This is a genomic window from Rhizobium acidisoli (genome assembly GCF_002531755.2).
Lineage (GTDB): Bacteria > Pseudomonadota > Alphaproteobacteria > Rhizobiales > Rhizobiaceae > Rhizobium > Rhizobium acidisoli.
The window spans coordinates 575350-599390 of the sequence record NZ_CP035000.1 but is presented as its reverse complement, the minus strand read 5'-3'; the positions used below and the strand labels follow the sequence as shown (position 1 = coordinate 599390).

The 24041-nt window shown below is 62.1% G+C and carries 22 protein-coding genes; 12 read left to right on the top strand and 10 right to left on the bottom strand.

Features of this window, described 5'->3' with window-relative positions; all coding sequences use genetic code 11:
- Positions 1 to 41: 41 nt before the first annotated feature.
- Positions 42 to 2333, top strand: a complete 2292-nt coding sequence (locus CO657_RS28450) for a transglycosylase domain-containing protein (protein WP_054185422.1) — start codon at positions 42 to 44, stop codon at positions 2331 to 2333.
- Positions 2334 to 2367: 34 nt separating this feature from the next.
- Here the strand turns inward: CO657_RS28450 and CO657_RS28445 are convergent, their stop codons facing one another.
- Positions 2368 to 3507 (bottom strand): helix-turn-helix transcriptional regulator, encoded by a 1140-nt coding sequence (locus CO657_RS28445; RefSeq protein ID WP_054185421.1) that lies wholly within the window; start codon positions 3505 to 3507, stop codon positions 2368 to 2370.
- 620 nt (positions 3508 to 4127) lie between these two features.
- Here CO657_RS28445 and CO657_RS28440 point away from each other — a divergent pair.
- Entirely contained in the window at positions 4128 to 4328 is a 201-nt protein-coding gene (locus tag CO657_RS28440) for a hypothetical protein (protein ID WP_003591985.1), read from the top strand.
- Positions 4329 to 4575: 247 nt separating this feature from the next.
- On the opposite strand, the gene CO657_RS28435 is transcribed toward CO657_RS28440, so the two are convergent.
- Positions 4576 to 5172 (bottom strand): TetR/AcrR family transcriptional regulator, encoded by a 597-nt coding sequence (locus tag CO657_RS28435; RefSeq protein ID WP_054185420.1) that lies wholly within the window; start codon positions 5170 to 5172, stop codon positions 4576 to 4578.
- A 103-nt stretch (positions 5173 to 5275) separates the two neighbouring features.
- On the opposite strand from CO657_RS28435, the gene CO657_RS28430 reads away from it, so the two are divergent.
- Positions 5276 to 6349 (top strand): saccharopine dehydrogenase family protein, encoded by a 1074-nt coding sequence (locus CO657_RS28430; RefSeq protein ID WP_054185419.1) that lies wholly within the window; start codon positions 5276 to 5278, stop codon positions 6347 to 6349.
- A 95-nt stretch (positions 6350 to 6444) separates the two neighbouring features.
- On the opposite strand, the gene CO657_RS28425 is transcribed toward CO657_RS28430, so the two are convergent.
- The 8 genes from CO657_RS28425 to CO657_RS28390 form a co-directional block, all read right to left on the bottom strand.
- Positions 6445 to 7488 carry an ABC transporter ATP-binding protein gene (locus CO657_RS28425; RefSeq protein WP_054185418.1) on the bottom strand — a complete coding sequence of 348 codons (1044 nt, stop codon included), beginning with the start codon at positions 7486 to 7488 and terminating at the stop codon, positions 6445 to 6447.
- 20 nt (positions 7489 to 7508) lie between these two features.
- Positions 7509 to 9227, bottom strand: a complete 1719-nt coding sequence (locus tag CO657_RS28420; protein ID WP_054185450.1) for a GH32 C-terminal domain-containing protein — start codon at positions 9225 to 9227, stop codon at positions 7509 to 7511.
- A 4-nt stretch (positions 9228 to 9231) separates the two neighbouring features.
- Positions 9232 to 10125 carry a carbohydrate ABC transporter permease gene (locus tag CO657_RS28415; protein WP_054185417.1) on the bottom strand — a complete coding sequence of 298 codons (894 nt, stop codon included), beginning with the start codon at positions 10123 to 10125 and terminating at the stop codon, positions 9232 to 9234.
- Positions 10118 to 11056, bottom strand: coding sequence for a carbohydrate ABC transporter permease (locus CO657_RS28410; protein WP_054185416.1), 939 nt, complete (start codon positions 11054 to 11056; stop codon positions 10118 to 10120). The genes CO657_RS28415 and CO657_RS28410 overlap by 8 nt, the downstream gene beginning before the upstream one ends.
- A 92-nt stretch (positions 11057 to 11148) precedes the next feature.
- On the bottom strand, positions 11149 to 12441 hold the full coding sequence (locus tag CO657_RS28405; protein ID WP_054185415.1) for an ABC transporter substrate-binding protein: 1293 nt from the start codon (positions 12439 to 12441) through the stop codon (positions 11149 to 11151).
- A 36-nt stretch (positions 12442 to 12477) separates the two neighbouring features.
- Positions 12478 to 13482 (bottom strand): LacI family DNA-binding transcriptional regulator, encoded by a 1005-nt coding sequence (locus tag CO657_RS28400; RefSeq protein WP_054185414.1) that lies wholly within the window; start codon positions 13480 to 13482, stop codon positions 12478 to 12480.
- A gap of 144 nt (positions 13483 to 13626) precedes the next feature.
- The gene (locus tag CO657_RS28395; protein ID WP_054185413.1) at positions 13627 to 13947 is read right to left on the bottom strand and encodes a hypothetical protein; all 321 of its coding nucleotides are present in this window, start codon (positions 13945 to 13947) and stop codon (positions 13627 to 13629) included.
- A 94-nt stretch (positions 13948 to 14041) separates the two neighbouring features.
- Entirely contained in the window at positions 14042 to 14746 is a 705-nt protein-coding gene (locus CO657_RS28390) for a transcriptional regulator NanR (protein WP_054185412.1), read from the bottom strand.
- A gap of 180 nt (positions 14747 to 14926) precedes the next feature.
- On the opposite strand from CO657_RS28390, the gene oiaX reads away from it, so the two are divergent.
- The 9 genes from oiaX (at position 14927) to CO657_RS28345 (ending at position 24041) form a co-directional block, all read left to right on the top strand.
- Positions 14927 to 16183, top strand: coding sequence for a 3-oxo-isoapionate-4-phosphate decarboxylase OiaX (gene oiaX / locus CO657_RS28385; RefSeq protein ID WP_054185411.1), 1257 nt, complete (start codon positions 14927 to 14929; stop codon positions 16181 to 16183).
- Positions 16184 to 16188: 5 nt separating this feature from the next.
- A complete protein-coding gene (locus CO657_RS28380; RefSeq protein WP_054185449.1) occupies positions 16189 to 17526 on the top strand; it encodes a four-carbon acid sugar kinase family protein in 1338 nt (445 codons plus the stop codon).
- Positions 17526 to 18290, top strand: a complete 765-nt coding sequence (locus CO657_RS28375; protein WP_054185410.1) for a triose-phosphate isomerase — start codon at positions 17526 to 17528, stop codon at positions 18288 to 18290. The genes CO657_RS28380 and CO657_RS28375 overlap by 1 nt, the downstream gene beginning before the upstream one ends.
- A gap of 34 nt (positions 18291 to 18324) precedes the next feature.
- Positions 18325 to 18771 (top strand): D-erythrulose-4-phosphate isomerase, encoded by a 447-nt coding sequence (gene derI / locus CO657_RS28370; protein ID WP_003592019.1) that lies wholly within the window; start codon positions 18325 to 18327, stop codon positions 18769 to 18771.
- Positions 18772 to 18850: 79 nt separating this feature from the next.
- Positions 18851 to 19678, top strand: coding sequence for a phosphogluconate dehydrogenase C-terminal domain-containing protein (locus tag CO657_RS28365; protein ID WP_054185409.1), 828 nt, complete (start codon positions 18851 to 18853; stop codon positions 19676 to 19678).
- Positions 19679 to 19773: 95 nt separating this feature from the next.
- A complete protein-coding gene (locus CO657_RS28360) occupies positions 19774 to 20715 on the top strand; it encodes a D-ribose ABC transporter substrate-binding protein (protein WP_012555680.1) in 942 nt (313 codons plus the stop codon).
- 73 nt (positions 20716 to 20788) lie between these two features.
- Positions 20789 to 21433, top strand: a complete 645-nt coding sequence (locus CO657_RS28355) for a DUF2291 family protein (RefSeq protein ID WP_054185408.1) — start codon at positions 20789 to 20791, stop codon at positions 21431 to 21433.
- Entirely contained in the window at positions 21430 to 22980 is a 1551-nt protein-coding gene (locus CO657_RS28350; RefSeq protein WP_054185407.1) for a sugar ABC transporter ATP-binding protein, read from the top strand. Before CO657_RS28355 ends, CO657_RS28350 begins: the two co-directional genes overlap by 4 nt.
- Positions 22977 to 24041 carry an ABC transporter permease gene (locus CO657_RS28345; RefSeq protein WP_054185406.1) on the top strand — a complete coding sequence of 355 codons (1065 nt, stop codon included), beginning with the start codon at positions 22977 to 22979 and terminating at the stop codon, positions 24039 to 24041. The genes CO657_RS28350 and CO657_RS28345 overlap by 4 nt, the downstream gene beginning before the upstream one ends.

Genomic DNA, 24041 nt, shown 5'->3' with positions numbered 1-24041 from the left:
AGTCAGGGAAGATTTCAGGCAAGGAGCCAGCCGGCCGGGCAATGACATTCTTGGGACGCCGCCGATCGAAGCTCGTTCTTTTCTCCTCGCTGGTTCTTGCCGCGGGCGCCCTGGTCTATGCCTATCTCATCCATCAGCGCGCGCAGCTGATCGCGCCTGCGCCGACGCCGATCCTTTATGATCGCAGCGGCGCGTTCCTCGCGCAGATCGGCCATGCCGACGGCGCCGGCGGGCGCATCGATTACGGCTATTGGCCGCTGGAGCAATTGCCGGATCGCGTCGTGAAGGCAACGCTTGCCCTCGAAGACAGGCGGTTCTACGACCATATCGGCGTCGATCCCTATGCCGTCGGCCGCGCGGCCTGGCAAAATCTCAGGTCCGTCAAGCGCCGCTCGGGCGCCTCGACCATTGCGATGCAAGTGGCGCGCATGCAGCAGCCGGAATCGCGCACTTTCATGCACAAGATGCTCGAGGCCGGCACCGGCGTCTTGCTGACCGTGCGTTACGGGCGCGACGCCACACTGGCGCAATATTTGCGGCTGGCGCCTTACGGCAATGGCAGCCACGGCATCGCCCATGCGGCGCGGCTTTATTTCGACAAGCCGGTGGCAGATTTGTCCTGGGCCGAGATCGCGCTGCTGTCAGCCATCCCGCAATCGCCGACGCGGATGAACCCGCTGCGGCCGGAGGGTTTGCGCCGGGCCGTTCAGCGCGGTCATCACATCCTCGACGCGCTGGCGAAACAGAAGATCATTCCGGCTGACGAGGCGGAGATCGCCCACCGGCAGATCGATGACATGCGGATGCCCGCCCTGCCCCGCCGCCCCGACGCCCTGCACCTGATATTGCGTTATCACGACCTCATCGAGAACGGCCGGATAACGCCTGTTTCCGCGGCTGCGCCGCTGATCCACACGACGATCGATCTTGGCCTGCAGGCCGACGTGACCGCTCTCGCGCGAGACTATCTTGATGGCTGGCGCTCCGCTGGCGCGCAGCAAGTCGGGGTCATGGTGGTGTCGCGGCAAACCGGCGAGGTCCTCGCGCAGGTGGGTTCGAGCAATTATTACGGCAGGCATGCCGGCGCCTTCGACTATACGCGGACACAGCGCTCGCCCGGCTCGACGCTCAAACCCTTCATTTACGCGCTGGGATTCGAGCGCGGCGTGCTGAAGCCGACCGACATGCTGCTCGATCTGCCGGAAGGCGCATCGGGCATCGGCGACGCGGACCGCGAATTCCGCGGGCCCATGCTGCCCCGCCAGGCTTTGGCCAATTCGCGCAATGTGCCTGCGACCAATCTGCTGCGCAGCATCGGTCTCGAGACGACGTTCCGCTTCTTGCGTGATCTCGGTCTGCATGACCTCGAAACTCCCGCCGATTATTTCGGCCTGTCGATGGCGATCGGCTCACTGCCGACACGCCTGGACAGGCTGATGCGGGCCTATGGCGCGCTCGCCAACGACGGCCAATTGCAGGATCTGCGCTGGGCGCGCGAACAGCCGCAGCAGCAATCCGTGCGGGTCATTTCCCTCGATACGGCCCGGTTGATTACATCATTCCTCTCCGATCCGCAGGCGCGGCTTCCGAGCTTCCACCGCTACGGCACGCTCGAATATCCATTCCCCGTCGCCATCAAGACCGGCACCTCCCAAGGTTACCGGGATGCCTGGGCCGTGGCCTATTCGGAGAAGGTCATCGTCGGCGTCTGGATCGGGCGGGGCGATGACGGCACCATGAGCCGGATGACCGGCGCCGGCACCGCCGCCCGCCTTGTGCACGCCGTTATCGACCGGGTACACGGCAACAAGCCTGGAGATATCGCCGATGCGCGTTTTCCGACGCCGCCGGACCGCAAACCGATGGAGGTGTGCGTCGTCAACGGGCAGACGAATGACAATAGCTGCAGCCAGACGCTGGTGGAATGGCTGAAGCCCGATGAGATGCCGAAGGCGGCTGCGCTATCGCCTCATTCGGACGCCAGCCCGAACTCTTTGCCGATCAGTGCAGCAACGGGGCGGAGTGAGAGCTATTCGCTCGCCGGTGCCGACGCGTCCAATCCCAAGATCCATCTCGCCATATCGACGCCGGCGCGCAACAGTCAGATCTGGCGCAATCCGGAACAGCCGGCCGCATTGGACCGGCTGCCTCTGAAGGCCGATGTCCACCCGCATGTGCCGCAAATCGTCTGGTATGTCGACGGCCAGCCCTTCGCCGTCACCGACCCCGACCGACCCGTCTTTTGGCCGATCCAGAGCGGAGAGCACCGCTTCCAAATCCGCCTTCCCTACCGCGACGAAACCTCCGCGACGGTACCGGTCTATGTGCAATGACAACGTTCGACTGTGGAAAGTTTAGCCCACCGCATCAACGTGCGAGCGCTAGCCAATCGCCGATCGTTGTCCCAAAACGCCGCATGGAACGTGTTGCGGGGATGGCTGGGTGCTCGGTTGTGGTCTTTCTGACCTCACGTGGGCTGAGACCGAATTCATGGCTGAACGCGCGCGTAAAATTGGCTGCAACGTCGAAGCCGGCCGCCTCGGCAATCTCCGAGATCGGCCTGTTGTCGGTCGGGTTGGTAAGATCCGCATATGCCTGCAGCAATCGACGTTTGCGAATGTAGTTGAAGACGCCCCCGCTCGTTTCGAACAATTGGTAGAGTCGCGTCCGCGAAATACCAAGCGCACGGCACATGACGTCAGGCGTCAAGCTATCGGAATGAAGATTGAGGTGAATATAGCGATGCGCCCGCTCCATCAGCCCCATATTGGTCTGTTCCTGACCGCGATCCAAACTTGCGGACGATGCAGCGCATGCAACGACCATATCGCCGATCGTCCGTATGATCCGCGGGGCCTCCTCCACCGTCAAATTGCTGAGGTTCGCTTCCAGGCCGTCGATATAGCTGACGAGCAATTCGGCGAGGCTACCGGAGAGGGCGATGTTGTGGGCGTTCTGTAGAAGAGGCGCATCACGGGTCAACATTTCATAGGGCAGGAAGACGAGCACCGCGGCTGAATCGGTCATCCGCCCACGGTAGGGATAACCGAGAGACCTGAAAAATATCTCACCCGGGCCGGTCTCCGTGACATGGCGATTGGCCTCGGTCCAGGCCCGGCCGCTGCGAAGTACGCCGACGTTCCAGTGGTCGATCGGGCTCGACCGCAGCATGGCCTGATCGCGAATATAGCTGCATGCCTGCACGCGCTGCTGGACGATGAGGATATCGCCGAGATGCCAGCCGGTCTGTTCCGCGAGAAAACCGTCGTCCTCAGATTGTCCGTTCGGCAGATGAACATCCACAAGCGGCGCCATATGTGATCGCCAGGACTGGAATTGTTCTTTCGGCGGCAGGTCTCGCGTCGAAAATCGCAAGGGCACCAATGCAGGCGGAGCGTCCGCCCGATGTTCTTTCTCCGGGGACGGTTCGCGCGGCCAGCGCCGCCGCTCCAGGTGGGCCGGCCATTCCTTCCCGGCAGCGGGGTCATCCCCAGACTCCGTAACCATCAAATTTCTCCAGCGCATAAGCCGGCTGAAACGTCCCCGCAGCCCATCCGATAGACCGAATCGACCGAAGTCCTACGTGCATAAGCTACTTATCATATTCCTATGCGAGCAGAAATGGACGGACCGATAATTTTCGGGATGCGGCGATAACGACAATTGCGTCCTGTTCCGGTATTTAAATGAGCACGGGTTAGTTCCGAAGGACGGTTGGAAAGCCCAAATACTCACTTGCCAGTGCAATGCAGTTTCAAAGCACTCTCAACGTGAACGACACTAAATCACAAAAAAATATGCAAGCAGAGGAGGATAGGTCGTGAACTATCGGGGCAATATTCGTGCGCGCGTTGCGCGAACATCGGCTTACGACAGGCATTCCTATCCGCATAACCCTCAGGCGCCAGGAGAAATTCCTATCGCCATTCGTGCGGGTTTCCTCTGCTCACCTTCTTGCAAGACGCTCCTGAGGCCGGACATCGGCAAATAGGGACGCGAAGGGGTTGCGCGCAGGCCGAGGCTGTCTGTGTCGATGCGTAATAAGGCCGAGGCTTGCACGCAACCCTTACCATATCCACCCATTGGCGAATTTTGTGACGCTGCCCATCGGCAGAACGGAGGCTAAGATGACGACCGCATGTGATGAGAAACAAATCGAATTGAAGCCGATTTCGAGCTGCAGACGAGAGGTCGAAGTCGCAATGGTGGAAATGCTCGTCAGTTTGCAGAAACATGGATGGTCGGCTGCGGAATTGGCATTGGAGCTCGCCGATGCCTCCGAAGATCTCGTCATGCTGATCGCGACCAAAAAGCTTCGACCGAATTAGAAAAACGATCGCATGGAATTATTCTGTTTTTGTATCGATGAGATGGCAGCACTGTCAGGCGCGGCGCGGTGATTTCCAATCACGTCAGTCGCCGCGCCTGAGACGGTTTGACGATACGCATCGATACCATGCCAAGCGCTCCCGCGCCGGCAGGAGATGCTGCGGTACAACGGGATCTCTCGATCCCGATGCGTGGCCAGTTCTTCTTGATCCATTTCCCAACTCTGAGAAGTCTGCATCCACAAACTTAGCCGCGGCTGGCGGCGATCAGGGCGTGTGCTGCGTCGCGAAGCAAAGCGGTGGCCTCGCCGGGTTCGAAGACCTGCATGCTGACAAAGGCGCCGTTGATCAGCACGGCGAGTTGCCCGGCAAGCCGATCGGGCGCCGCGACCGCCAGTCTCCCGGCGATGGTCTCCAGGCGCCGCCGCATTTCCCGCATGTGGGCTTCGGCGACTTTGCGGGCGGGGTGACCGGCTTCCGGAAACTCGGCCGCCGTGTTGATCTGCGGGCAGCCGCGGTAATTGTCCCGGCCGACCCGTTCGCCGATCCACTCGAAATGGGCATCGAGTTCAGCCCCGGCGTCATCCGCATGCTGTTCGGTTACCCTGTCCCAGGTGCTCCAGAAGTCCAGATCCTCGCGCTTCAGGAAGGCCGCGATCAAATCGTCCTTCGTGCCGAAATGGCGGTAAAGGCTGGTTTTGGCGACACCGGATTTTTCAACCACCAGATCGACGCCGACGGCACGCACGCCGCGGCGGTAGAAGAGTTCCGATGCCGTTTCGAGAATTCTGTCCCGCACGTCGTTCACGGCTGGGGCAGGTGCAATCACTGGGCTTTTCGTCATTCGCGTATCTCCAATTCAGTCACCCTAGCAGAAAGTTGATTGACACGCTACAGACCTGTATGTTTTATTGAGTACAGACAGGTCTGTAGCGATGGAGAGAGCAATGACCGCGACCCAACAAGCCGACATCACCAGAACACCATCCGAGGCCGTGGCGGTCCTTGGCGCGAATGGCCATACCGGCCGTTTTGTCGTCGCCGAACTGTTGCGGCGCGGGCTCAAGCCGATCGCGATCGGACGGAGTGCCGAACGATTGGCGGGCGCGCGCTTTGCGGAGCGCGGCATCGAATGCCGCGAAGCAGCGATAGAGGATGATGCAGCGCTGGACCGGGCGCTTCCCGGCGCGGCGGCGGTCATCAACTGCGCCGGCCCGTTCATGGACACAGCCGACGCCGTCGTGCGCGCCGCGTTGCGGGCCGGCATCCACTATCTCGACGTCACGGCTGAACAGCCGAGCGTACAGGCGACGTTCGACCGGCATGAGGCTGCGGCCCGGAAAGCCGGCGTAGTCGTCATCCCGGCGATGGGATTTTACGGTGGACTGGCCGACCTGCTGGTGGCAGCCCTGATGGACGAATGGCAGCATGCCGACGGTGTCGAAATCCGGGTTGCGCTCGATAGCTGGCTGCCCACCAAAGGCACGCGCGTGACCGGGGAAAAGAACACCGCAAAGCGCCTGGCGGTCAGCGGTGGCGAGCTTAGGCCCGTGCACCAGCCGCCGGCCGAGAAGGTATCGGTTTTGCCGGCCCCATTCGGCCAACAGACATTCATCGAGCTTCCATTTTCGGAAGTGCCGCTGATCGCCCGCCACGTCCGGACCAACGAGCTGCATACCTTTCTCAGCACGATTGCCCTGCGCGATGTTCGGGATACATCGACGCCCCCGCCCCAGGCCATCGATGAAACCGGACGTTCGGCGCAGCGCTTCGCCGTTGAGGTGATCGTCACGCAAGGCGAGCTGCGCCGTCGGAGTCTCGCCCAGGGCCAGGACATCTATGCCGTCACGGCGCCGATCATCTGCGAAGCGGTCCAGCGGATCCTGTCCGGTGACATCCGCGAAACCGGGGCCAAGCCGCCGGCTGCCATTTTCCATGCCGCGAGTTTCCTGAGCGCGCTTGGCCCCGATCTGTCGGTTGAGACATCGGAAACGTCGGATTTTCAGAAGGTCCATCCATAAATGGCGTGACCGAAGCAGCCCCTCGCAAAGGTTGGGCATTTTGCGAGGGATCTCTGCGACACTCACGATCGGCGTGCCGCCCAAAACGCCCCATCTTAATTCAGGCGATTGCCGCCTGTTCCAAACAAATGCACCTTCGACAGGTCAGGGGCGATCGAGATTTGTTGTCCCGGCTGAAAGTCGACCCGCTCGCGCAGAAGCAGCGTGATATCGGCATTTCCGAGCCTGGCGTTGATGAGGGTTTCCGATCCGGTCGGCTCGACGACGACGATGGTGGCCGGCACCCCGTCCTCGCGGATCGACAGATGCTCGGGGCGGATGCCATAGGTGACGGCGTCCGCCGCTTGCCGGCCGGGCGGCAGAGGCAGGCTGGTTCCGTCCAAAACGAAGCTGCCGCCGCTGACCTTGCCTTCGAACAGGTTCATGGCGGGCGAGCCGATGAAGGAGGCGACGAAAGTATTTGCCGGCCGATCGAAGAGTTCGAGCGGCTTGCCGATCTGCTCCACGCGGCCGCTGCGCATCACGACGATTTTGTCGGCCATGGTCATGGCTTCGACCTGATCATGGGTGACATAGACGGTGGTGGTCTTCAGCCGCTGGTGAAGCTCCTTGATTTCCGCCCGCATCGTCACACGCAACCTGGCGTCGAGGTTCGAGAGCGGCTCGTCGAAGAGAAAGACCTGCGGGTGGCGGACGATCGCCCGGCCCATGGCGACGCGCTGGCGCTGGCCGCCCGACAGCTGTTTGGGCAATCTGTCGAGGAGAGGTCCAAGCGCCAGAATGTCGGCCGCCTCCTTCACCTGCTTTTCGATGGTCGATTTGTTCCGCCCCTGAAGCTTCAGAGCGAAGCCCATATTCTCCGCGACGGTCATGTGCGGATAGAGCGCGTAACTCTGAAACACCATGGCGATATCCCGCTCTTTCGGCGCCACGTCGTTCACGACCCGGCCGCCGATGCGGATTTCGCCGTCGCTGATCTGCTCCAGCCCTGCGAGCATTCTGAGCAGCGTAGACTTGCCGCAGCCCGAGGGGCCGACGAGCGTGACGAATTCGCCGTCCTCAATATCTACGGAGACGCCGTGGATCACCGGAACGGCACCATAGTGCTTGCGGGCTTGGTCTATTGTAACCGATGCCATGTCGTTTCATCCTCCAGCGATTAAAGACCGAGCTGCCAGATTTCGGCAGCGAGCACATTGCCCTCGGGCGCGGTCAGACGCACCGAGCTTACGCCCTTGAATCCGGGCAACCGCTTGGTTCCCGTCCAGCGGCCATCGTCGGCAAAGACCTCGAGCGAGCCTGCATCAAGGAATATCCGGATGGTCGACGGGCGTGCGCGGGCGGCGATATAGCGGGGTGATGCCTTGGCGTTCGCCACCGAAAAGGGAATGCTCAGCCCATCATCATTCAACTGAACAGCGACAGTTGCTTCGGAATGTTCGAATTCCAAACGGAAGGTGTTGCCGGCTTCCTTCAAGGTGAGCAGGATTTCGACGGAGCCGTTGGCGAGAGCGACGGCCTGGCCTTCCAGAAGGCCTCCGGCATCCAGCCGGTGCTGCCGCAGGCTTTCCACAGCGGCGACCGGCGGCGTGATCAGCGCCCCGCTTTTCAATGCCAGCCGGCGCGGCAGGGTCATCGCCGTCGGCATGTCGATCTCTCTGGAAATATCCGTCCAGTTCGCAAGCCACGCGATGCCGATCGGGCCGGCATCGTCGACGAAGGCCTGGAACGCGTAGGCGTCGGTGCCGAAGTCCAGGTCCTGTTCGAATTCCATCGAGAAGCTTTGGCCATCGAAATGGCCGACGCTCGCAAGCGTCATGTTGCGCCGGCCCGTTGCCGGGTCGCGGCTAGTCAGCAGACCGAAGATCAGGGCCCAGCGTGTCATCGGGTCGTTAGCTGGACCGTCGAGGGGCACCATGCAGGGGCACTCCGCCGCGGTCATGCCGAAGCGGTTCTCGCGGTGAAGCATGCCGAGGAAGGTCCATCCCGCCACCGCGGCCGGATCATCGGTTTCGTAGAGCAGGATGACGCCGCCCTCGCGGTCGCGGGTGCCGAGCAGCATCTTCCATCTTCCGTCAGGCCCGAGGAAGACATAGGGATCGCGGAAGTCGGTCGTCAGGCCGAGCCCGGCGGGACGCGCCGGCAGGATCAGCTTCGCCGGCTCGACATTGACAAGATCGCGGCTGGTGGCGGTGAACTGGACCTGCTCCTCCGGTTCCCGATCCTTCATGTGCTCGGTGAAGAAAATGCGAAGGCCAGCTTCATCGCCGGGAAGAGCGATCGCGGAGCCGGAAAATGCCCCGCCCCGCCCGTCGGCCCGCTGCGCGAGTTCATCGGAAGGGAAAAGAAAGATCGGCAGATGCTTCCAGTGAAGATAGTCCTCCGAAACCGCATGACCCCAATGCATGTTGTTCCACCGGGGGCTATGGGGATAATGCTGGTAGAAGAGGTGCAGCTTGCCGCCGAACCTTCCGAATCCGTTGGGGTCGTTCATCCAACCAAATAGCGGGCGGAAATGATAGCTGCCCGGGACCTCAGTTGTGGCGGTGCATTGTCGGACATGCAGCAGCCGGATGCCGTCTTCCAGAACGACGGGTGGGAGAAAAGCATAGAGCACCGATATTTCGGTCGTCACGGGATCGTAGGAGAAGGCCGCCTCTCCGCCTCTTTCCAGGGCCAGCCGCCGAAACTCGAACTCATGCGGATTGGATGTTTCGACAGCACCGGCCGGGTTCCCGTCGACATGTGCCGTCAGCTTGCCCGGGGTGCCGGCATGCGATGCCCTGATCCAGGCATGGATCGTGGCCCCCTCGGGCAGGACGGCGCTGATCGTCTCCAGCCCCACTTGATCGGACGGAGAAATCGCTTGGCTTGTCATCAATTCAACCTTTCACGGCGGAGCCGATAAAGGAGCTCACGAACCAGCGCTGGAATGCGAGGTAGAGCCCAAGGATCGGGATCATCATCAAAACGGAGGCGGCCATCGCACGATCCCAGTAGATGCTGTCCTGTCCGAAGAAGGTGGCGATGGCCACCGCGATCGGCCGGGCATAGTCGGTCTGTGTCACCAGGATCGGCCAGAGATACTGGTTCCAGGTTTCGATCCCCATGAGGATCGACACGGTGGCGAGTGCGGGCAGGCTGAGCGGCAGGAAGATGGAGCGATACGCCCGGAAAAAGGACGCGCCGTCGATCTCGGCGGCCTCCAGCAATTCCTTCGGCAGTTGCGCGAAGAACTGGTAGAGCAGGAAGATATAAAGGGGGCTGGCGACCCAGGGCACGATCTGCACCGCGAAGGTGTCGGTCATTCCCGCCCTGGAAACCATGATCACGAGCGGCATGATGATGCTTTCCTGCGGGATCACATAGAGCGCGATCACGATCGACAGGATGACGGCACGGCCCTTGAACGATCCCCAGGCCAGCACAAACGCGGCCATCGAATTCACAATCAGGCCGGAACAGACCGTCGTGACCAGGATGATCAGCGAGTTGATGAGGTAGCGTCCGAAGGCGAGTTCACCTGAGAGGTGGCCGACCTCGGCATAGTTGGACAGCGTCGGGTTCGAAACCCAGTAGGCGCGGAAGCTGCCCATGTCGGCCAGAATCTGGAACCGGTCATCCTTGAGGCTTGCCACGACCAGAAGCAGTAACGGAGACACGATCACCAGTGCGATGATGAAAATGCATATCGTCTGGATGATGCGAAGAACCGTTGCGGGGGAACGGAGCCGCGCCGTGCGGGCCTGCGGGATCGAGAGTGCGAGATCAGACATCGAAGCGCCTCAGGAGCTGGCGCTGGATCAGCGCGATGATGAGAACGATCACGAACAAGATGACCGAAACGGCAGAGGCGTAGCCCATCTTCTGCTCTTCGAAGCCGGAACGGACCATGTAGTGCACCACCGTTTCGGTGCTGCTCTTCGGCCCGCCCTGCGTGAGGATCGCCACCTGGGTATAGAGCTTGAACGCCTGGATGGTGGTGATCACCAGCACGAAGACATGGGTCGGCCTGAGGCCCGGCATGGTCACATGCCAGAAGCGGCGCAAAGCGTTCGCACCGTCGATCTTGGCGGCATCGTAGAGTTCGTCCGGAATGCCCTGAAGGCCGGCGAGATAGACGATCATCTGGAAGCCGTAAGCCTGCCAGGCCGAAAGCAGGACGAGCGAGAACATCGCCCATTGCGGATCGCCGAGCCAATCGATCGGCTGGATCGCCCCGCCGGAGAGAAAGCCGAGGATCTGGTTGAACGGTCCCGTGGGATACTGGAACAGGGTGCCCCAGATGACGCAGACAACGACCATCGAGGTGATCGCCGGCAGGAAGAACATGCCGCGCAGCAGATTGCGGAACGGCAGCTTCTGATTCAAGAGCAGCGCCGTCACAAAAGCGAGGCCGCACTGCGCCGGAATGATCCAGAAGGTGAAGCGCGAGACGTTCCAAAGGGCAGTCCAGAAAAGATCGTCCTGGAAGATACGGATGAAATTGTTGAACCAGACGAAACGGACGGGCGTCGGCCGCGGCACCAGAGGCTGGTTGGTCATTGCCGTCCAGAAGGACAAGAGGAACGGCAGGATGAGAAAGAGGGTCAGCAGGATCATCGCGGGCGCGAGCATGGCCGCTTCCTGCATCAGCCGTCCCCTGTCATGCCGGCGCGCCGGAGCCTTTCGGACGGATGCCGAAGATATCGATTGTTGCATGACCATCTGGTTCCTCCTCTCCGAGCCTGGGTCCGGTCCCGCCCTGCGATGTCTGCCGGAGACATCGCAGGGCTTCGACCTGTCGGCGGCGATGCTGCTTATTGCCCGTCGCCGAACGGCGGATATCCGTCATTGTCCTCGATATCCTCATCGATCTTCTTGGCGGCCGATGTCAGCGCCTCCTTGGGATCGCCGCCATTGAACGCCTCATCGACGGCCTGCATGAAGGCCGAGGTGATTGTGGGATAAGCAGGATGCGGCGGGCGCGAGACGGCTGTCTTCGACGCCTGTTCGAAGGCGATCGCCATCGGGCCGCCGTTTGCATAGAGCGGAGATTCGGCCGCAAAGCTCTTCAGGCCGGGATAACCCGACTGGCTTGCGACGTAGGCCCGATACTCCTTGTCCTTCAGCAGGAAGCTGATGAACTTGGCGGCGATATCGGGATGTTTCGACGTCTTGGTGATCGCCCAGATCCAGGTGCCATTGGGGCTCGCACCCTTGGCGCCGAACTTCGGAAGCGGCAGGACGACGATGTTGTCCTTCATGGTCGCGACGGCCTCGGCATAGACCCAGTGTCCGCCGAGCGCCAGCGCTGCCGGATTGCCTTCGGCGAAGAACTGGTTGGTTCCGGCCGATTGCGGCACGACCCAGCCGTTCTTGACCCACTTCTGCATCATGGCGAGAGCATCGACGCAGGCATCGCTGTCCAGCGTTCCCTCGGATTTCCAGGCCTCGCGGTCGATGAGATCGCAGCCGGCCGATTGCAGGATCGGGCCATAGGCATAGGTGATCCATTCGGTCTTGATGCCGTAGCCGCGGAAGGTGTCGATCGGCCACTTCACCCCGTCGAGCTTGGACAGCTTCTCGAGGTAACCTTCGAACTCCTCCCGGGTCCAGGCATCGTCGACGGATTTCGGGATGCGGGCGCCGATTGCTTCGAGATATTTCTTGTTGCCATAAAGCACCACCGACGAGTCGGTCAGCCCGATTGCATAGAGATCCTTGTCGATCGGGTATGTGCCCTGGGCGATATTGGACTCCGTCATGTCGTCGAGGAGGTCCTTGTCGATCAGCGGCTTGATCGGCTGAAGATAACCCGACCAGACGTAGTTGGCGAGGAACGGCGCGTCCAGTTCCATGACGTCGGGCAGTTGCTTGGCCATGACGGCGGCGCTGAACTTCTCGTTATAGGCATCGTGCGGCGCATAGATGAACTGTATGTCGACATCGGGATTGGCGGCCTCGAACCGTTCGGCGACTTTGCCGTAGGCGGCGACAAAACCGGGATCGCCCTGATGCATGACCTGGATTGCGGTTTTCTCGGCTGCTTGCGCCCATGATGCTGATAGCACCGAGGACAGGACCAGAGACCAAAGTAATCGTTTACCCATCAGAATTCCTCCTCAATTGAATGGGACTCTCTCAATTTATACGGATGCCCGCTCCACCAGTTGGAACGGCAGTTTCTGCACTCCGACCGGAGCCCGGTCTTCGGCAAGCAGGATTTGCGCAGCCTGGCGGCCCATGGCGCGATGGGGCAGCGCCATGGTGGTCAGCGGCGGGTCGAGACGCGAGGCGATCTCGACCTGGTTGTCGAAACTCGCAACGGCGACGTCATCGGGAATGGCGGCACCTGTCCGGCGCAGCGCCGCATAGACTTCCATCGCCACGCGGTCATTGCCGCACAGGATGGCATCGGGGCGCCGGTGGCCGTTCATCAGCGCATGGACATGCATGCCCACGAGGCTGTGCGCCCGGTCGTTGTAGATCGCCTTGCTGACGGCAGGCAGGACGATGGCGCCGGCTCCGTCGATGCCGGCATGATCGAGCGCCTGCCGGAAACCGAGTTCGCGTAGGTCGCCAGCAAGCAGCCCAGGCAGATTGATGAAGGCAATGTTGCGCCGGCCGGCGTCGATGAGGTAGTTCGTAATCTCCAGCGCCGCCCCGGTTTCATCGGGCACCAGCGAGGTCACGCGGTCGTTGGCATCGCGGCAGTTGATCATGACGCCGACCGCATCGGCAAATTCGGGCGGCAGGTCGACGCTCTTGTGATACATGGCGGCATAGGCAATCGCCCGCGGGCGAAACCGCCGCATCTCGTCGAGGATCGACGCCACGCTCCGGTGGCCGCCCAACGTCATCGCGAAGACGGCCATGTCGGCGGCGCGCACGGCGCCGTCGAGCCCCCTGATGATCTCCGTCGCAAAAGGCGAGGTGATCAGATCATCCGCGACCAGGCCAACGAGCGGCATCCAGCCCTGCCGCATGCTGCGGGCGGCGAAGTTGGTGACATAGCCCAGCTCCTCGGCGATCTCCTTGATCCGCTGCCGGGTATCCTCCGACATGCGCGCCGAGCCGCCATGCAAGGCGCCTGAGACGGTCTTGACGGAAACGCCTGCACGGGCGGCTATGTCGTTGAGTGAAGTGGTCACGGGCGGCGCTTTGGGTTATCGATTACCCAAATTGATACCAATCGCCTTTCGATGAGTCAAGGCTGTCTCGGGAATGCCGCCGATAAGGGCTGTGAGGTGCAGCAAAAACCCCGCCGAAGCGGGGGTTTTGTCTGGGGAAGCCGATCAGTTGTTATGGGCTGCGCAAGCTTCGTCCATTGGCGTCGCGTTGCTGGTGCCGCCCTGGGTCTGGAGTTTGGCGGAGTTGTCGACCGGGTTCGGGCACTTGGTCTTGTCCATTTTCATCGTGCCGCCGGTCGTGGAATTGGTCGTGGTGGAATCGGTCGCCATCGGCTTTTTGGTCTTCATGTCGCTGGCCGCGCCGCCACCCTGATCGGCCTGGTTCTTGTCGATCGTGGCGCCGGCCGGCGCCGGGTTGGACTGGGCGAAGGCCGATGTGGCCATGCCGATGGCGAAAAGCGAAGCTGCTACGAGTTTCATACGCATTCTCATATCCTCCTTGGGATTTTTGCCTGACGGGGCCTATCCACAACCTCGCCGGCACATCATTGTTCCCAAGCAGTCGCTAAACAAAAGCGCCCTACTTCGCGTAAAGCGCTCGCGAGCGTTCGAGGTGTTTGAGCAGCGCGGTTTCCGAGCCGTCGATGTCGTTGGCTTCGAGGCGGTCGACGATCTCGTCGTGTTCGGCGAGCGTGAACTTTTCCTTGCCGGTCCAGATCAGCATCTCGGTATGATATTCCTTCAGCCAGGCGAGCATGGCTTCGCTGACGGCGACGTAGATCGGATTGCCGGAGATCTGGGCGATGCGGGTGTGAAATTCCATATCGGCGTCGATGAACGCTTCGGCCCGGCCGAGCGACATGCGCTGGCGCTCGATGATATCCCTGAGGTCGGCGATGTCGTTTGCCGAGGCGCGCTGTGCGGCCTCGCGGGCCATGCCGCGCTCGAAGAAGATGCGGGCGCTTTTCAGGTGCTCCAGCGAATCCGCCGATTGCGACAGCATGATCTTGGCGGTGAGGTCGACCTGGCGGAAGATCGACTTTGCCGTCAGCCTCAGCACCTTCGCCCGTTCGCCGTGCGAAATGCTGACGAGACCCTTGTTGGCGAGCGACTGCATGGCCTCGCGGATCGCCGGCCGGCCGACGCCGAAGCGCTCCATCAGCACCCGCTCGGAGGGCATTTCGTCGCCGGGCTGAAGCTCGCCGGAGGTGATCAATCGCTCAAGTCGATCAAACACTTCGTCGGAGAGTTTCCGGCGGACGATCTGTTCGAGGGGCTGGGTCATGAGATCTCGCTGGCTCAAAATGTCTCCTCCTAACAGTTTTCCGGACCAAGGACAAAGCGTGCGGCCGAAAATTTGCGCGCCCGAAGATTCTGCTTTTCAACAGTTGGAATACTCATTATACCAGATCACAAGTTGACGCCATGACAATATGCGTGGGCCAAGAGGAGCAGCCGTCGGTTTATGATGATTACCCTGACCTACCGCATCGAAACGCCCGGCAGCGTCGAGGCGATGGCGGAGAAGATCGCCAGCGACCAGTCGACCGGGACCTTCGTGCCGGTTCCGGGCGAGACCGAGGAGCTGAAATCGCGCGTCGCCGCCCGGGTGCTGGCGATCCGCCCGCTCGAGGATGGGCGTCATCCGACCTGGCCGGAGGCGGCTCCGGGCACGCTGCTGCACCGCGCCGATGTCGAGATCGGCTTTCCGCTGGAGGCGATCGGCACCGATCTCTCCGCCCTGATGACCATCGCGATCGGCGGCGTCTATTCGATCAAGGGCATGACCGGCATCCGCATCGTCGACATGAAGCTGCCGGAGGCCTTCAAAAGCGCCCATCCCGGGCCGCAATTCGGCATTCCGGGCAGCCGCCGCCTCACCGGCGTCGAGGGGCGGCCGATCATCGGCACGATCGTTAAGCCGGCGCTCGGGCTCAGACCGCCTGAGACGGCCGAGCTCGTCGGCGAGTTGATCGCATCGGGCGTCGACTTCATCAAGGACGACGAGAAGCTGATGAGCCCGGCCTATTCGCCGCTCAAGGACCGCGTCGCGGCGATCATGCCACGCATTCTGGATCACCAGCAGAAGACCGGCAAGAAGGTCATGTATGCCTTCGGCATCTCGCATGCCGACCCGGACGAGATGATGCGCAACCACGACATCGTCGCTGCGGCCGGCGGCAACTGCGCCGTCGTCAATATCAACTCGATCGGCTTCGGCGGCATGAGCTTCCTGCGCAAGCGCTCCAGCTTGGTGCTGCACGCGCATCGAAACGGCTGGGACGTGCTGACGCGCGATCCGGGCGCCGGCATGGACTTCAAGGTCTACCAGCAGTTCTGGCGGCTCTTGGGCGTCGACCAGTTCCAGATCAACGGCATCAGGGTGAAATATTGGGAGCCGGATGACAGCTTCGTCTCGTCCTTCAAGGCCGTCAGCGCGCCGCTGTTCGACGCCGCCGACCGGCCGCTTCCGGTCGCAGGTTCCGGCCAGTGGGGCGGACAGGCGCCGGAGACCTATCAGCGCACCGCCCGCACCGTCGACCTCCTCTATCTCTGCGGCGGCGGCATCGTCAGTCATCCCGGCGGTCCGGCGGCCGGCGTTCGCGCCGTGCAGCAGGCATGGCAGGCTGCGGTCGCCGACATTCCGCTGGAGGTCTACGCCAAGGATCATCCTGAATTGGCCGCCTCGATCGCAAAATTCAGCGATGGCAAGGGCGCATGATCGTCATGAACGACCTTCTCGTTAGCTATTACGGGGATGATTTTACCGGCTCGACCGACGTCATGGAGGCGCTCGCTTCGCGCGGCGTCGAGACCGCCCTCTTCCTCGGCCTTCCCAAGCTGGAATTGCTCGCTCGCTTCAAACACTGCCGCGCGATCGGTATTGCCGGAACGAGCCGCAGCGAGACGCCGGCATGGATGAAACTCCATCTCGTGCCTGCCTTCGACTGGCTGCGCTCGCTCGGTGCGGCCATCTGCCATTACAAGGTTTGCTCGACCTTCGATTCCAGCCCTGGCATCGGCAATATCGGCAAGGCTATCGAAATCGGCGGCAAGATCTTCGGGCAGGCGATCGTCCCCGTCATCGTAGGCGCGCCGCAGCTGAAGCGCTACACGGCTTTCGGCAATCTCTTCGCAGCCTATCAGGGCCGCGTCTTCCGCATCGACCACCATCCTGTCATGAGCCGCCATCCGGTCACCCCGATGGACGAGGCGGATCTTGGCGTTCATCTGTCGAAGCAGACCGCCCTTCCTGTGCTGCTTGCCGATCTCGTTGCGATCACGGCCGAGGATGCCGATCAGCGCATCGACGCGCTGGCGTCGAGCCCGGAAGGCATCCTGCTCCTCGACGTCGATTCCGAAGCGACGCAGGCGGCCGCTGGCCGGCAGCTGCTGCGGGTCGCCGGCCAGTCCGGCAGCTTCGTCGCCGGTTCGTCCGGGGTCGAATACGCCCTGCTCGATGCATGGCGGCGGGCCGGCGTGATTGGCGAAAGCGGCGCCGAATTTCCCGATATCGGCCCGGTCGACCGTCTCGCCGTCGTCTCCGGCAGCGTCTCGCCGACGACCGAGCGGCAGATCCGCACCGCCGTCGAGAACGGTTTCGAGGCCATCGCGCTCGATCCGCTGGCGCTAGTTTCGGAGAATGGCGAAGGCGCAGTGGAGGCGGCGGTGCAGGCCGGCATCCGGAAGCTGAAAGAAGGCAAGAGCGTCATCCTCTATACGGCGCTCGGCCCATCGGCGGACCGCGGCGCCGATATCGACCGGCTGCCGGGTGCCCGTCACCGGCTCGGCAGTAGCCTCGGCACGATCCTGCGGCGGCTGATCGAGGCGGAAGGGCTGTCGCGCGCGGTCGTTGCCGGCGGCGACACGTCGAGCCATGCGCTCCGGCAATTGAAGATCGACGCGCTGACGATGCTTCTGCCGCTGCCCCAGACGCCGGGTTCGCCGCTATGCCTTGCCCATGGCGATTACCCGCCGACCAACGGCCTGCAGATCGCGCTGAAAGGCGGCCAGGTCGGAACGGACGGCTATTTCGCGCAGATCCGTGACGGAAGGAAGAACTGATGGTTGTCTGGGTCGGCACCAGTTTCAAGATGAACAAGAGGCTGGAGGAGGCGCTGGCTTTCGCGCACCGCCTCGCAGCGACGGAGGCGGAACGCGATACCCGCGTGCAGCGCTTCGTCATTCCCGCCTTTACCGCGGTGCGCGAGGTCAAGCACCTGCTGGCCGAGACCTCGGTGAAGGTCGGCGCCCAGAACATGCACTGGGAGGATGCCGGCGCCTGGACCGGCGAGATTTCTCCTCTGATGCTGAAGGACTGCCAGCTCGACATCGTCGAACTCGGCCATTCCGAGCGGCGCGAGCATTTCGGCGAGACCGACGAAACCGTCGGCCTCAAGGTTTCCGCCGCGATCCGCCATGGCCTGACGCCGCTGATCTGCATCGGCGAGACCTTGCTGGAGCGCCAGGAGGGCAGGGCCGACGCCGTTTTGCGGCGGCAAGTCGAGGCGGCGCTGCGCGGCGTCGACACCGAGGCCGACGAGGCTCCGATCCTGCTTGCCTATGAGCCTGTCTGGGCGATCGGCGCCAAGGGCATACCGGCGACCGCCGACTACGCGTCGGAGCGACACGAAAAGATCGCCGAGGTGGCGAAGTCCATTCTTGGTCGTGCGGTGCCGGTTCTCTACGGCGGCAGCGTCAATCCGGAAAATTGTGAGGAACTGGTCACCGAGGCGCATATCGACGGCCTGTTCATCGGCCGCTCCGCCTGGGGCGTCGACAGTTACCTCGACATTCTTCGCCGCGTGAGCGCGGCGATCGAAAGGTGATTTCCATGCCTGAGGGCGATGAAAGGAAACTGCTATGAAGATTGCAATTGGCGCCGACAGCGCCGGCAAACCGCTCCTCGATGTCATTGCCGCCCATCTCGCCGGCAAGGCGGATCTCGAAGTTCACGATCTCAGCCAGTCCGGCTTCTATGCCGATCTCTCCCAGCGCCTGGCGCAGACGATCGTCGACGGCGAACATCAGCGCGGCATCCTGTTCTGCGGCACCGGCATCGGTGTGTGCATTTCCGCCAACAAGGTGCCTGGTATTCGCGCAGCACTCACCCACGACACCTATTCGGCGGAACGCGCCGCGAAATCGAACAATGCTCAGATCATCACAATGGGCGCGCGCGTCATCGGGCCGGAACTGGCGAAGTCGATCGTCGATGTCTGGCTCGCATCCGAATTCGATCCGGATGGCCCGTCGGCCGGCAACGTCGAGGCGATCGACCGGCTCGACGCGGAAAAACATGGGTCTTAAACGACTACAGTAATGATATGGTGATTGACTCATCATACCAGTATATGATCCTATCCAGAACTGAAAAGGTGAGGAAAACATGACCAAGATTGCTCTCTTCGGCGCCGGCGGCAAAATGGGATACCGGCTTGCCAAAAATCTCAAGGGCTCGCGCTTTGACGTGCGGCATGTCGAGGTGAGCGACGCTGGCAAGGCGCGCTTGAAGAACGATCTCGGCCTCGATTGCGTGCCGGTCGATGCCGCCCTCGACGGCGCTGACGTGGTCATCCTTGCCGTGCCGGATACGGCGATCGGCAAGGTCGCGGCCGGCATCGTCGACAAGCTCGCATCAGGCACGATGGTGGTGGCGCTCGATGCCGCTGCCCCCTTCGCCGGCCATCTGCCGAAGCGCGATGATCTCACCTATTTCGTCACCCATCCCTGCCATCCGCCGATCTTCAACGACGAGACGGATATGCAGGCCAAGAAGGACCATTTCGGCGGCCTGTTCGCCAAGCAGCATATTGTTTCGGCGCTGATGCAGGGGCCAGACAGCGCCTATGCGCTCGGCGAGGAAATCGCCAAGCTCATCTGGGCGCCGGTCATGCGCTCGCACCGGGTGACCGTCGATCAGCTCGCCATGCTCGAACCCGGCCTTTCCGAAACCGTCTGCGCATCGCTGCTCGTCGTCATGCGCCAGGCCATGGACGAATGCGTGGCGCGCGGCGTGCCGGCAGAGGCCGCTCGCGACTTTCTGCTCGGCCATATGAATGTGCTCGGCGCCGTCATCTTCAAGGAGGTCGACGGCGTGTTCTCGGATGCCTGCAACAAGGCGATCGAGTTCGGCATTCCGGCGCTGATGCGCGACGACTGGAAGAAAGTCTTCGAACCGCAGGAGATCGCCGAAAGCATCCGGCGCATCACCTGAGCCGGCCCGGGGAGGCAAGTCCTCCCCCTTAACCGCTCCGGGGAGACGGAGTAACCGCTCCGGAGACGGGGCTTCATTCACAACGGGAGGAAAAAATGAAACTGACGCGCAGACTAACACTTGCAGCCTTTGCCAGCGCGCTGGCGCTCGGAACGGCCATGCCGGCCTTTGCGGCCGATCTCATCGCCATCATCACGCCGGCGCATGACAACCCCTTCTTCAAGGCCGAAGCCGTCGGCGCTGAAGCCAAGGCGAAGGAACTCGGCTACGAGACCCTCGTCATGACCCATGACGACGACGCCAACAAACAGTCGGAAATGATCGATACGGCGATCGGGCGCGGCGCCAAGGCGATCATCCTCGACAATGCCGGCGCTGACGCTTCCGTCGCCGCCGTCAAGAAGGCGAAGGATGCCGGCATCCCCTCCTTCCTGATCGACCGCGAAATCAATGCGACCGGCGTTGCCGTCGCCCAGATCGTTTCGAACAACTATCAGGGCGCGCAGCTCGGGGCGCAGGAATTTGTCAAGCTGATGGGCGAAAAGGGCAATTACGTCGAGCTGGTGGGCAAGGAGTCCGACACCAATGCCGGCATCCGCTCGCAGGGTTATCACGATGTCATCGACGATTATCCGGAGTTGAAGTCGGTCGCCAAGCAGTCGGCCAACTGGAGCCAGACGGAAGCCTATTCGAAGATGGAAACCATCCTCCAGGCCAATCCCGATATCAAGGGCGTCATCTCAGGCAACGACACCATGGCCATGGGTGCGATCGCAGCCCTTCAGGCCGCCGGCCGCAAGGACGTGATCGTCGTCGGCTTTGACGGCTCCAATGACGTGCGCGACTCGATCAAGTCGGGCGGTATCAAAGCGACCGTGCTGCAGCCGGCCTATGCGCAGGCCCAGTTGGCGGTGGAACAGGCCGACGCCTATATCAAAAACAAGACGACGCCGAAGGAAGAGAAGCAGTTGATGGATTGCGTTCTCATCAACGCCGACAATTCGGGCAAGCTCGAGACCTTCGCCCTGACGAATTGATCAGCACCAATTGCGGAGGGTGCAGCGTTGCGCCCTCCGCAATGCATTTTGCAAGACGTCGAGGTTTACCCGCATGTTGAGAATGAAGGGCGCCCTGCTTGCCGCCGTCGTGGCGGCGGCCTTGCCCGGTTGCAAGATCATCAAGACGCCGACCGCGGAGGAGAAGGCGGCGGCAGCGGCCAAGACCGCTTTCGACCCGAATGCCAAGGTCGATGCGATCTGGCAGCCGGAGGTCGTGCCCTATTTCGAAAAGCGCGCGGGCGAGCTGAAGGACGTCATGCAACTTGCCACCTCCAATCCGGATGCTGCCGGCGAGAAATACGGCAATCCACGCAAGCAGAGCAGTTCGCCCTGGACCTATGCGGTGAAGATCACCGGCAAGGTCGTTGCGGCCGACACGGCCTCGCGCGCGGCAACGCTCGATGTCGACGCCGATGGCGACGGCAAGGCCGATGCGAAGGTGCAGATCGGACCCGCGCTGCGCGGCACCGCACTGCGCGACACGCTGGAGTTCGTCAATTTCAACGAATTCAAGAACCAGATCGAATGGGCGCAGTTCGGCAAGGCGTTCAACGAGAAGGCCAATACCGCTTTTCTCTCCGCCGTTCCGCGCGACGGCCTCACCGGCAAGACGGTGACGGTGATCGGCGCCTTTCCGCTGCCAAAAAGCGGCGAGCTGCCGCTCGTGACCCCTTCTGAACTGAAGGTGGGCTCATGACGGCGGCGGAGGCACAAGAGGACGACATCATCCTGCGCCTCGACGATGTGTCGAAGGTCTATTCGGGCATCGTCGCCGTCAAGCGCGCCAATCTGGAGCTGCGCCGCGGCGCGGTGAACGTTCTGGTCGGCGAAAACGGCGCCGGCAAATCGACGCTGATGAAGATCATCGCCGGCGTCGAGCGCCCAACGCTCGGCCGCATCATCCTCGACGGCAAGCCTGTTACCTTCGACAGCCCGGCCGACGCGCAGGCGAATGGCATCGGCATGATCTTCCAGGAACTCAATCTCTTCGCCAACATGTCGGTCGCCGAAAACATTTTTGCCCGGCGCGAGATCACCCGCGGCCTGCTCGGCATCGATCACAAGGCGCAGGTCGAGAAAGCCAATGAATTTCTGCGGCGTCTCGATGCCGGCATCGAAGCGGATACGATGGTCGAAGATCTGCCGATCGGCCAGCAGCAGTTGGTCGAGATCGCCAAGGCGATGTCGCTGAATGCTCGCATCCTGATCATGGACGAGCCGACCTCCGCCCTTTCGGCGGCCGAAGTCGAGATCCTGTTCAAGGTGATTGCCGAGCTGAAGGCGCAGGGTGTGGCGATCGTCTATATCTCGCACCGGCTGGAAGAGCTGATGCGGATCGGCGACTACATCACGGTGCTGCGCGACGGCCAGATCACCGGCCATGCCATGGTCCGCGACATCGATACGCGCTGGATCGTGCGCTCGATGATCGGCTCGGATGCCAAGGATTTTGCGAAATCCGTTACCCATTCCATCGGCGGCGAGGTGTTCCGCGCCGAAAATATCAGCCTTCCCAGGCCGACCGGCGGGCTTGCGGTCAACGATGTCTCCCTGTCGGTCAAGGCAGGCGAAATCCTCGGCATTTACGGCCTGATGGGTGCCGGCCGCAGCGAATTCTTCGAATGCGTGATCGGGCGTCATATGCATTCGAGCGGCAAGATCTTCATCGACGGCAAGGAAGTGCGCGCCCGCGACACCACGCGACGCATCCGCCGCGGTCTTGCGCTCATCCCGGAAGACCGGCAGCGCGAGGGGCTGGTGCAGGTGCTTTCCATCGCCTCCAACCTGACGCTCGCAAGCCTTTCGCGTTTCACCCGGCTTTTCCATATCGACAGCGGCGCGGAGAAAAGCGCCATTCAGGAGGCGATCCGCGATCTCTCGATCAAGGCGCCCAACCCGGATTTTGAGGTCACCTCGATGTCCGGCGGCAACCAGCAGAAGGTCGTCATCGGTAAGGCGCTGATGACCAATCCGAAGGTGCTGCTGATGGACGAGCCGAGCCGCGGCATCGATGTCGGCGCCAAGGCCGACGTCTTCCGCACCATGCGGCGGCTGGCGGCAAACGGGCTCGCCATCCTGTTTTCGACCTCCGACCTCGAAGAGGTCATGGCGTTATCCGATCGCATCGCGGTCCTGAGCAACGGCCAGCTGGTCGCCGTCTTCGACAGGGATGAGGCGACTGAGGAAGCCATTATCGCGGCTTCGGCCAAGGGACACGGACATCAAGGGAAACTCGCGTCATGATGGCGGCTACCTCAACCACTCTTGCGCCGAAAGGCGCCAACGGCTCCGCGCTTCTGACGCTGATGAAGCTCAGGACTTTCATCGCGCTTTTCGCCGTCATCATCTTCTTTGCGATCTTCGCGCCGAACTTCACCTCGACCGCGAACATGATCCTGATGTCGAAACATGTGGCGCTGAACGCTTTCCTGGCCATGGGCATGACCTTCGTCATCATCACCGGCGGCATCGACCTCTCGGTCGGTTCGATCGTCGGCCTGTGCGGCATGGTTGCCGGCGGCCTGATCCTCTACGGCATCGAACTGCCGATCGGCTACACCATCTATTTCAACCTCTTCGAGATCGTGCTGATCACGCTGTCGATCGGCCTTATCATCGGTCTGATCAACGGCCTGTTGATCACCAAGCTCAACGTCGCGCCGTTCATCGCCACCCTCGGCACGCTCTATGTCGCCCGGGGCCTGGCGCTGCTGTCGTCGGATGGCCAGACCTTTCCGAACCTCGTCGGCCGGCCGGAATATGCTACGACCGGCTTCGATTTCTTCGGCGCTGGCCGCATTCTCGGCCTGCCGGTCTCGATCTGGATCCTGATCGTGCTGGCGCTCGCGGCCGCCTATGTCGCCCGCTCGACGCCGATCGGCCGTCACATCTTCGCCGTCGGCGGCAATGAGCGGGCAGCGCGCATGTCCGGTATCCGCGTCGATGTCGTGAAAATCTTCGTCTACATGTTCTCCGGGCTTTGCGCGGCGATCGTCGGGGTCGTCATCTCCTCGGAACTGATGGCCGCCCATCCGGCCACCGGCGAAAGCTTCGAGCTCAATGCGATCGCCGCAGCCGTTCTCGGCGGCACCTCGATGTCGGGCGGCCGCGGCACGATCGGCGGCACGATCATCGGCGCCTTCGTCATCGGCATCCTCTCCGACGGGCTTGTCATGATGGGCGTCTCCTCCTTCTGGCAGATGGTCATCAAGGGCCTCGTCATCATCATCGCCGTGGTCGTCGACCAGGCGCAGCGCCGCCTGCAGCAGCGTGTCACCCTCATGCAGATGGCAAAGGCAGGTTGA

What these genes read in the sequence shown, in the direction of transcription:
- CO657_RS28450 (WP_054185422.1), top strand. Translation starts at nt 42, where the DNA reads ATGACATTCTTGGGACGCCGCCGATCGAAGCTCGTTCTTTTCTCCTCG.
- CO657_RS28445 (WP_054185421.1), bottom strand. Translation starts at nt 3,507, where the DNA reads ATGGTTACGGAGTCTGGGGATGACCCCGCTGCCGGGAAGGAATGGCCG.
- CO657_RS28440 (WP_003591985.1), top strand. Translation starts at nt 4,128, where the DNA reads ATGACGACCGCATGTGATGAGAAACAAATCGAATTGAAGCCGATTTCG.
- CO657_RS28435 (WP_054185420.1), bottom strand. Translation starts at nt 5,172, where the DNA reads ATGACGAAAAGCCCAGTGATTGCACCTGCCCCAGCCGTGAACGACGTG.
- CO657_RS28430 (WP_054185419.1), top strand. Translation starts at nt 5,276, where the DNA reads ATGACCGCGACCCAACAAGCCGACATCACCAGAACACCATCCGAGGCC.
- CO657_RS28425 (WP_054185418.1), bottom strand. Translation starts at nt 7,488, where the DNA reads ATGGCATCGGTTACAATAGACCAAGCCCGCAAGCACTATGGTGCCGTT.
- CO657_RS28420 (WP_054185450.1), bottom strand. Translation starts at nt 9,227, where the DNA reads ATGACAAGCCAAGCGATTTCTCCGTCCGATCAAGTGGGGCTGGAGACG.
- CO657_RS28415 (WP_054185417.1), bottom strand. Translation starts at nt 10,125, where the DNA reads ATGTCTGATCTCGCACTCTCGATCCCGCAGGCCCGCACGGCGCGGCTC.
- CO657_RS28410 (WP_054185416.1), bottom strand. Translation starts at nt 11,056, where the DNA reads ATGGTCATGCAACAATCGATATCTTCGGCATCCGTCCGAAAGGCTCCG.
- CO657_RS28405 (WP_054185415.1), bottom strand. Translation starts at nt 12,441, where the DNA reads ATGGGTAAACGATTACTTTGGTCTCTGGTCCTGTCCTCGGTGCTATCA.
- CO657_RS28395 (WP_054185413.1), bottom strand. Translation starts at nt 13,947, where the DNA reads ATGCGTATGAAACTCGTAGCAGCTTCGCTTTTCGCCATCGGCATGGCC.
- CO657_RS28390 (WP_054185412.1), bottom strand. Translation starts at nt 14,746, where the DNA reads ATGACCCAGCCCCTCGAACAGATCGTCCGCCGGAAACTCTCCGACGAA.
- oiaX (WP_054185411.1), top strand. Translation starts at nt 14,927, where the DNA reads ATGATGATTACCCTGACCTACCGCATCGAAACGCCCGGCAGCGTCGAG.
- CO657_RS28380 (WP_054185449.1), top strand. Translation starts at nt 16,189, where the DNA reads ATGAACGACCTTCTCGTTAGCTATTACGGGGATGATTTTACCGGCTCG.
- CO657_RS28375 (WP_054185410.1), top strand. Translation starts at nt 17,526, where the DNA reads ATGGTTGTCTGGGTCGGCACCAGTTTCAAGATGAACAAGAGGCTGGAG.
- derI (WP_003592019.1), top strand. Translation starts at nt 18,325, where the DNA reads ATGAAGATTGCAATTGGCGCCGACAGCGCCGGCAAACCGCTCCTCGAT.
- CO657_RS28365 (WP_054185409.1), top strand. Translation starts at nt 18,851, where the DNA reads ATGACCAAGATTGCTCTCTTCGGCGCCGGCGGCAAAATGGGATACCGG.
- CO657_RS28360 (WP_012555680.1), top strand. Translation starts at nt 19,774, where the DNA reads ATGAAACTGACGCGCAGACTAACACTTGCAGCCTTTGCCAGCGCGCTG.
- CO657_RS28355 (WP_054185408.1), top strand. Translation starts at nt 20,789, where the DNA reads ATGTTGAGAATGAAGGGCGCCCTGCTTGCCGCCGTCGTGGCGGCGGCC.
- CO657_RS28350 (WP_054185407.1), top strand. Translation starts at nt 21,430, where the DNA reads ATGACGGCGGCGGAGGCACAAGAGGACGACATCATCCTGCGCCTCGAC.
- CO657_RS28345 (WP_054185406.1), top strand. Translation starts at nt 22,977, where the DNA reads ATGATGGCGGCTACCTCAACCACTCTTGCGCCGAAAGGCGCCAACGGC.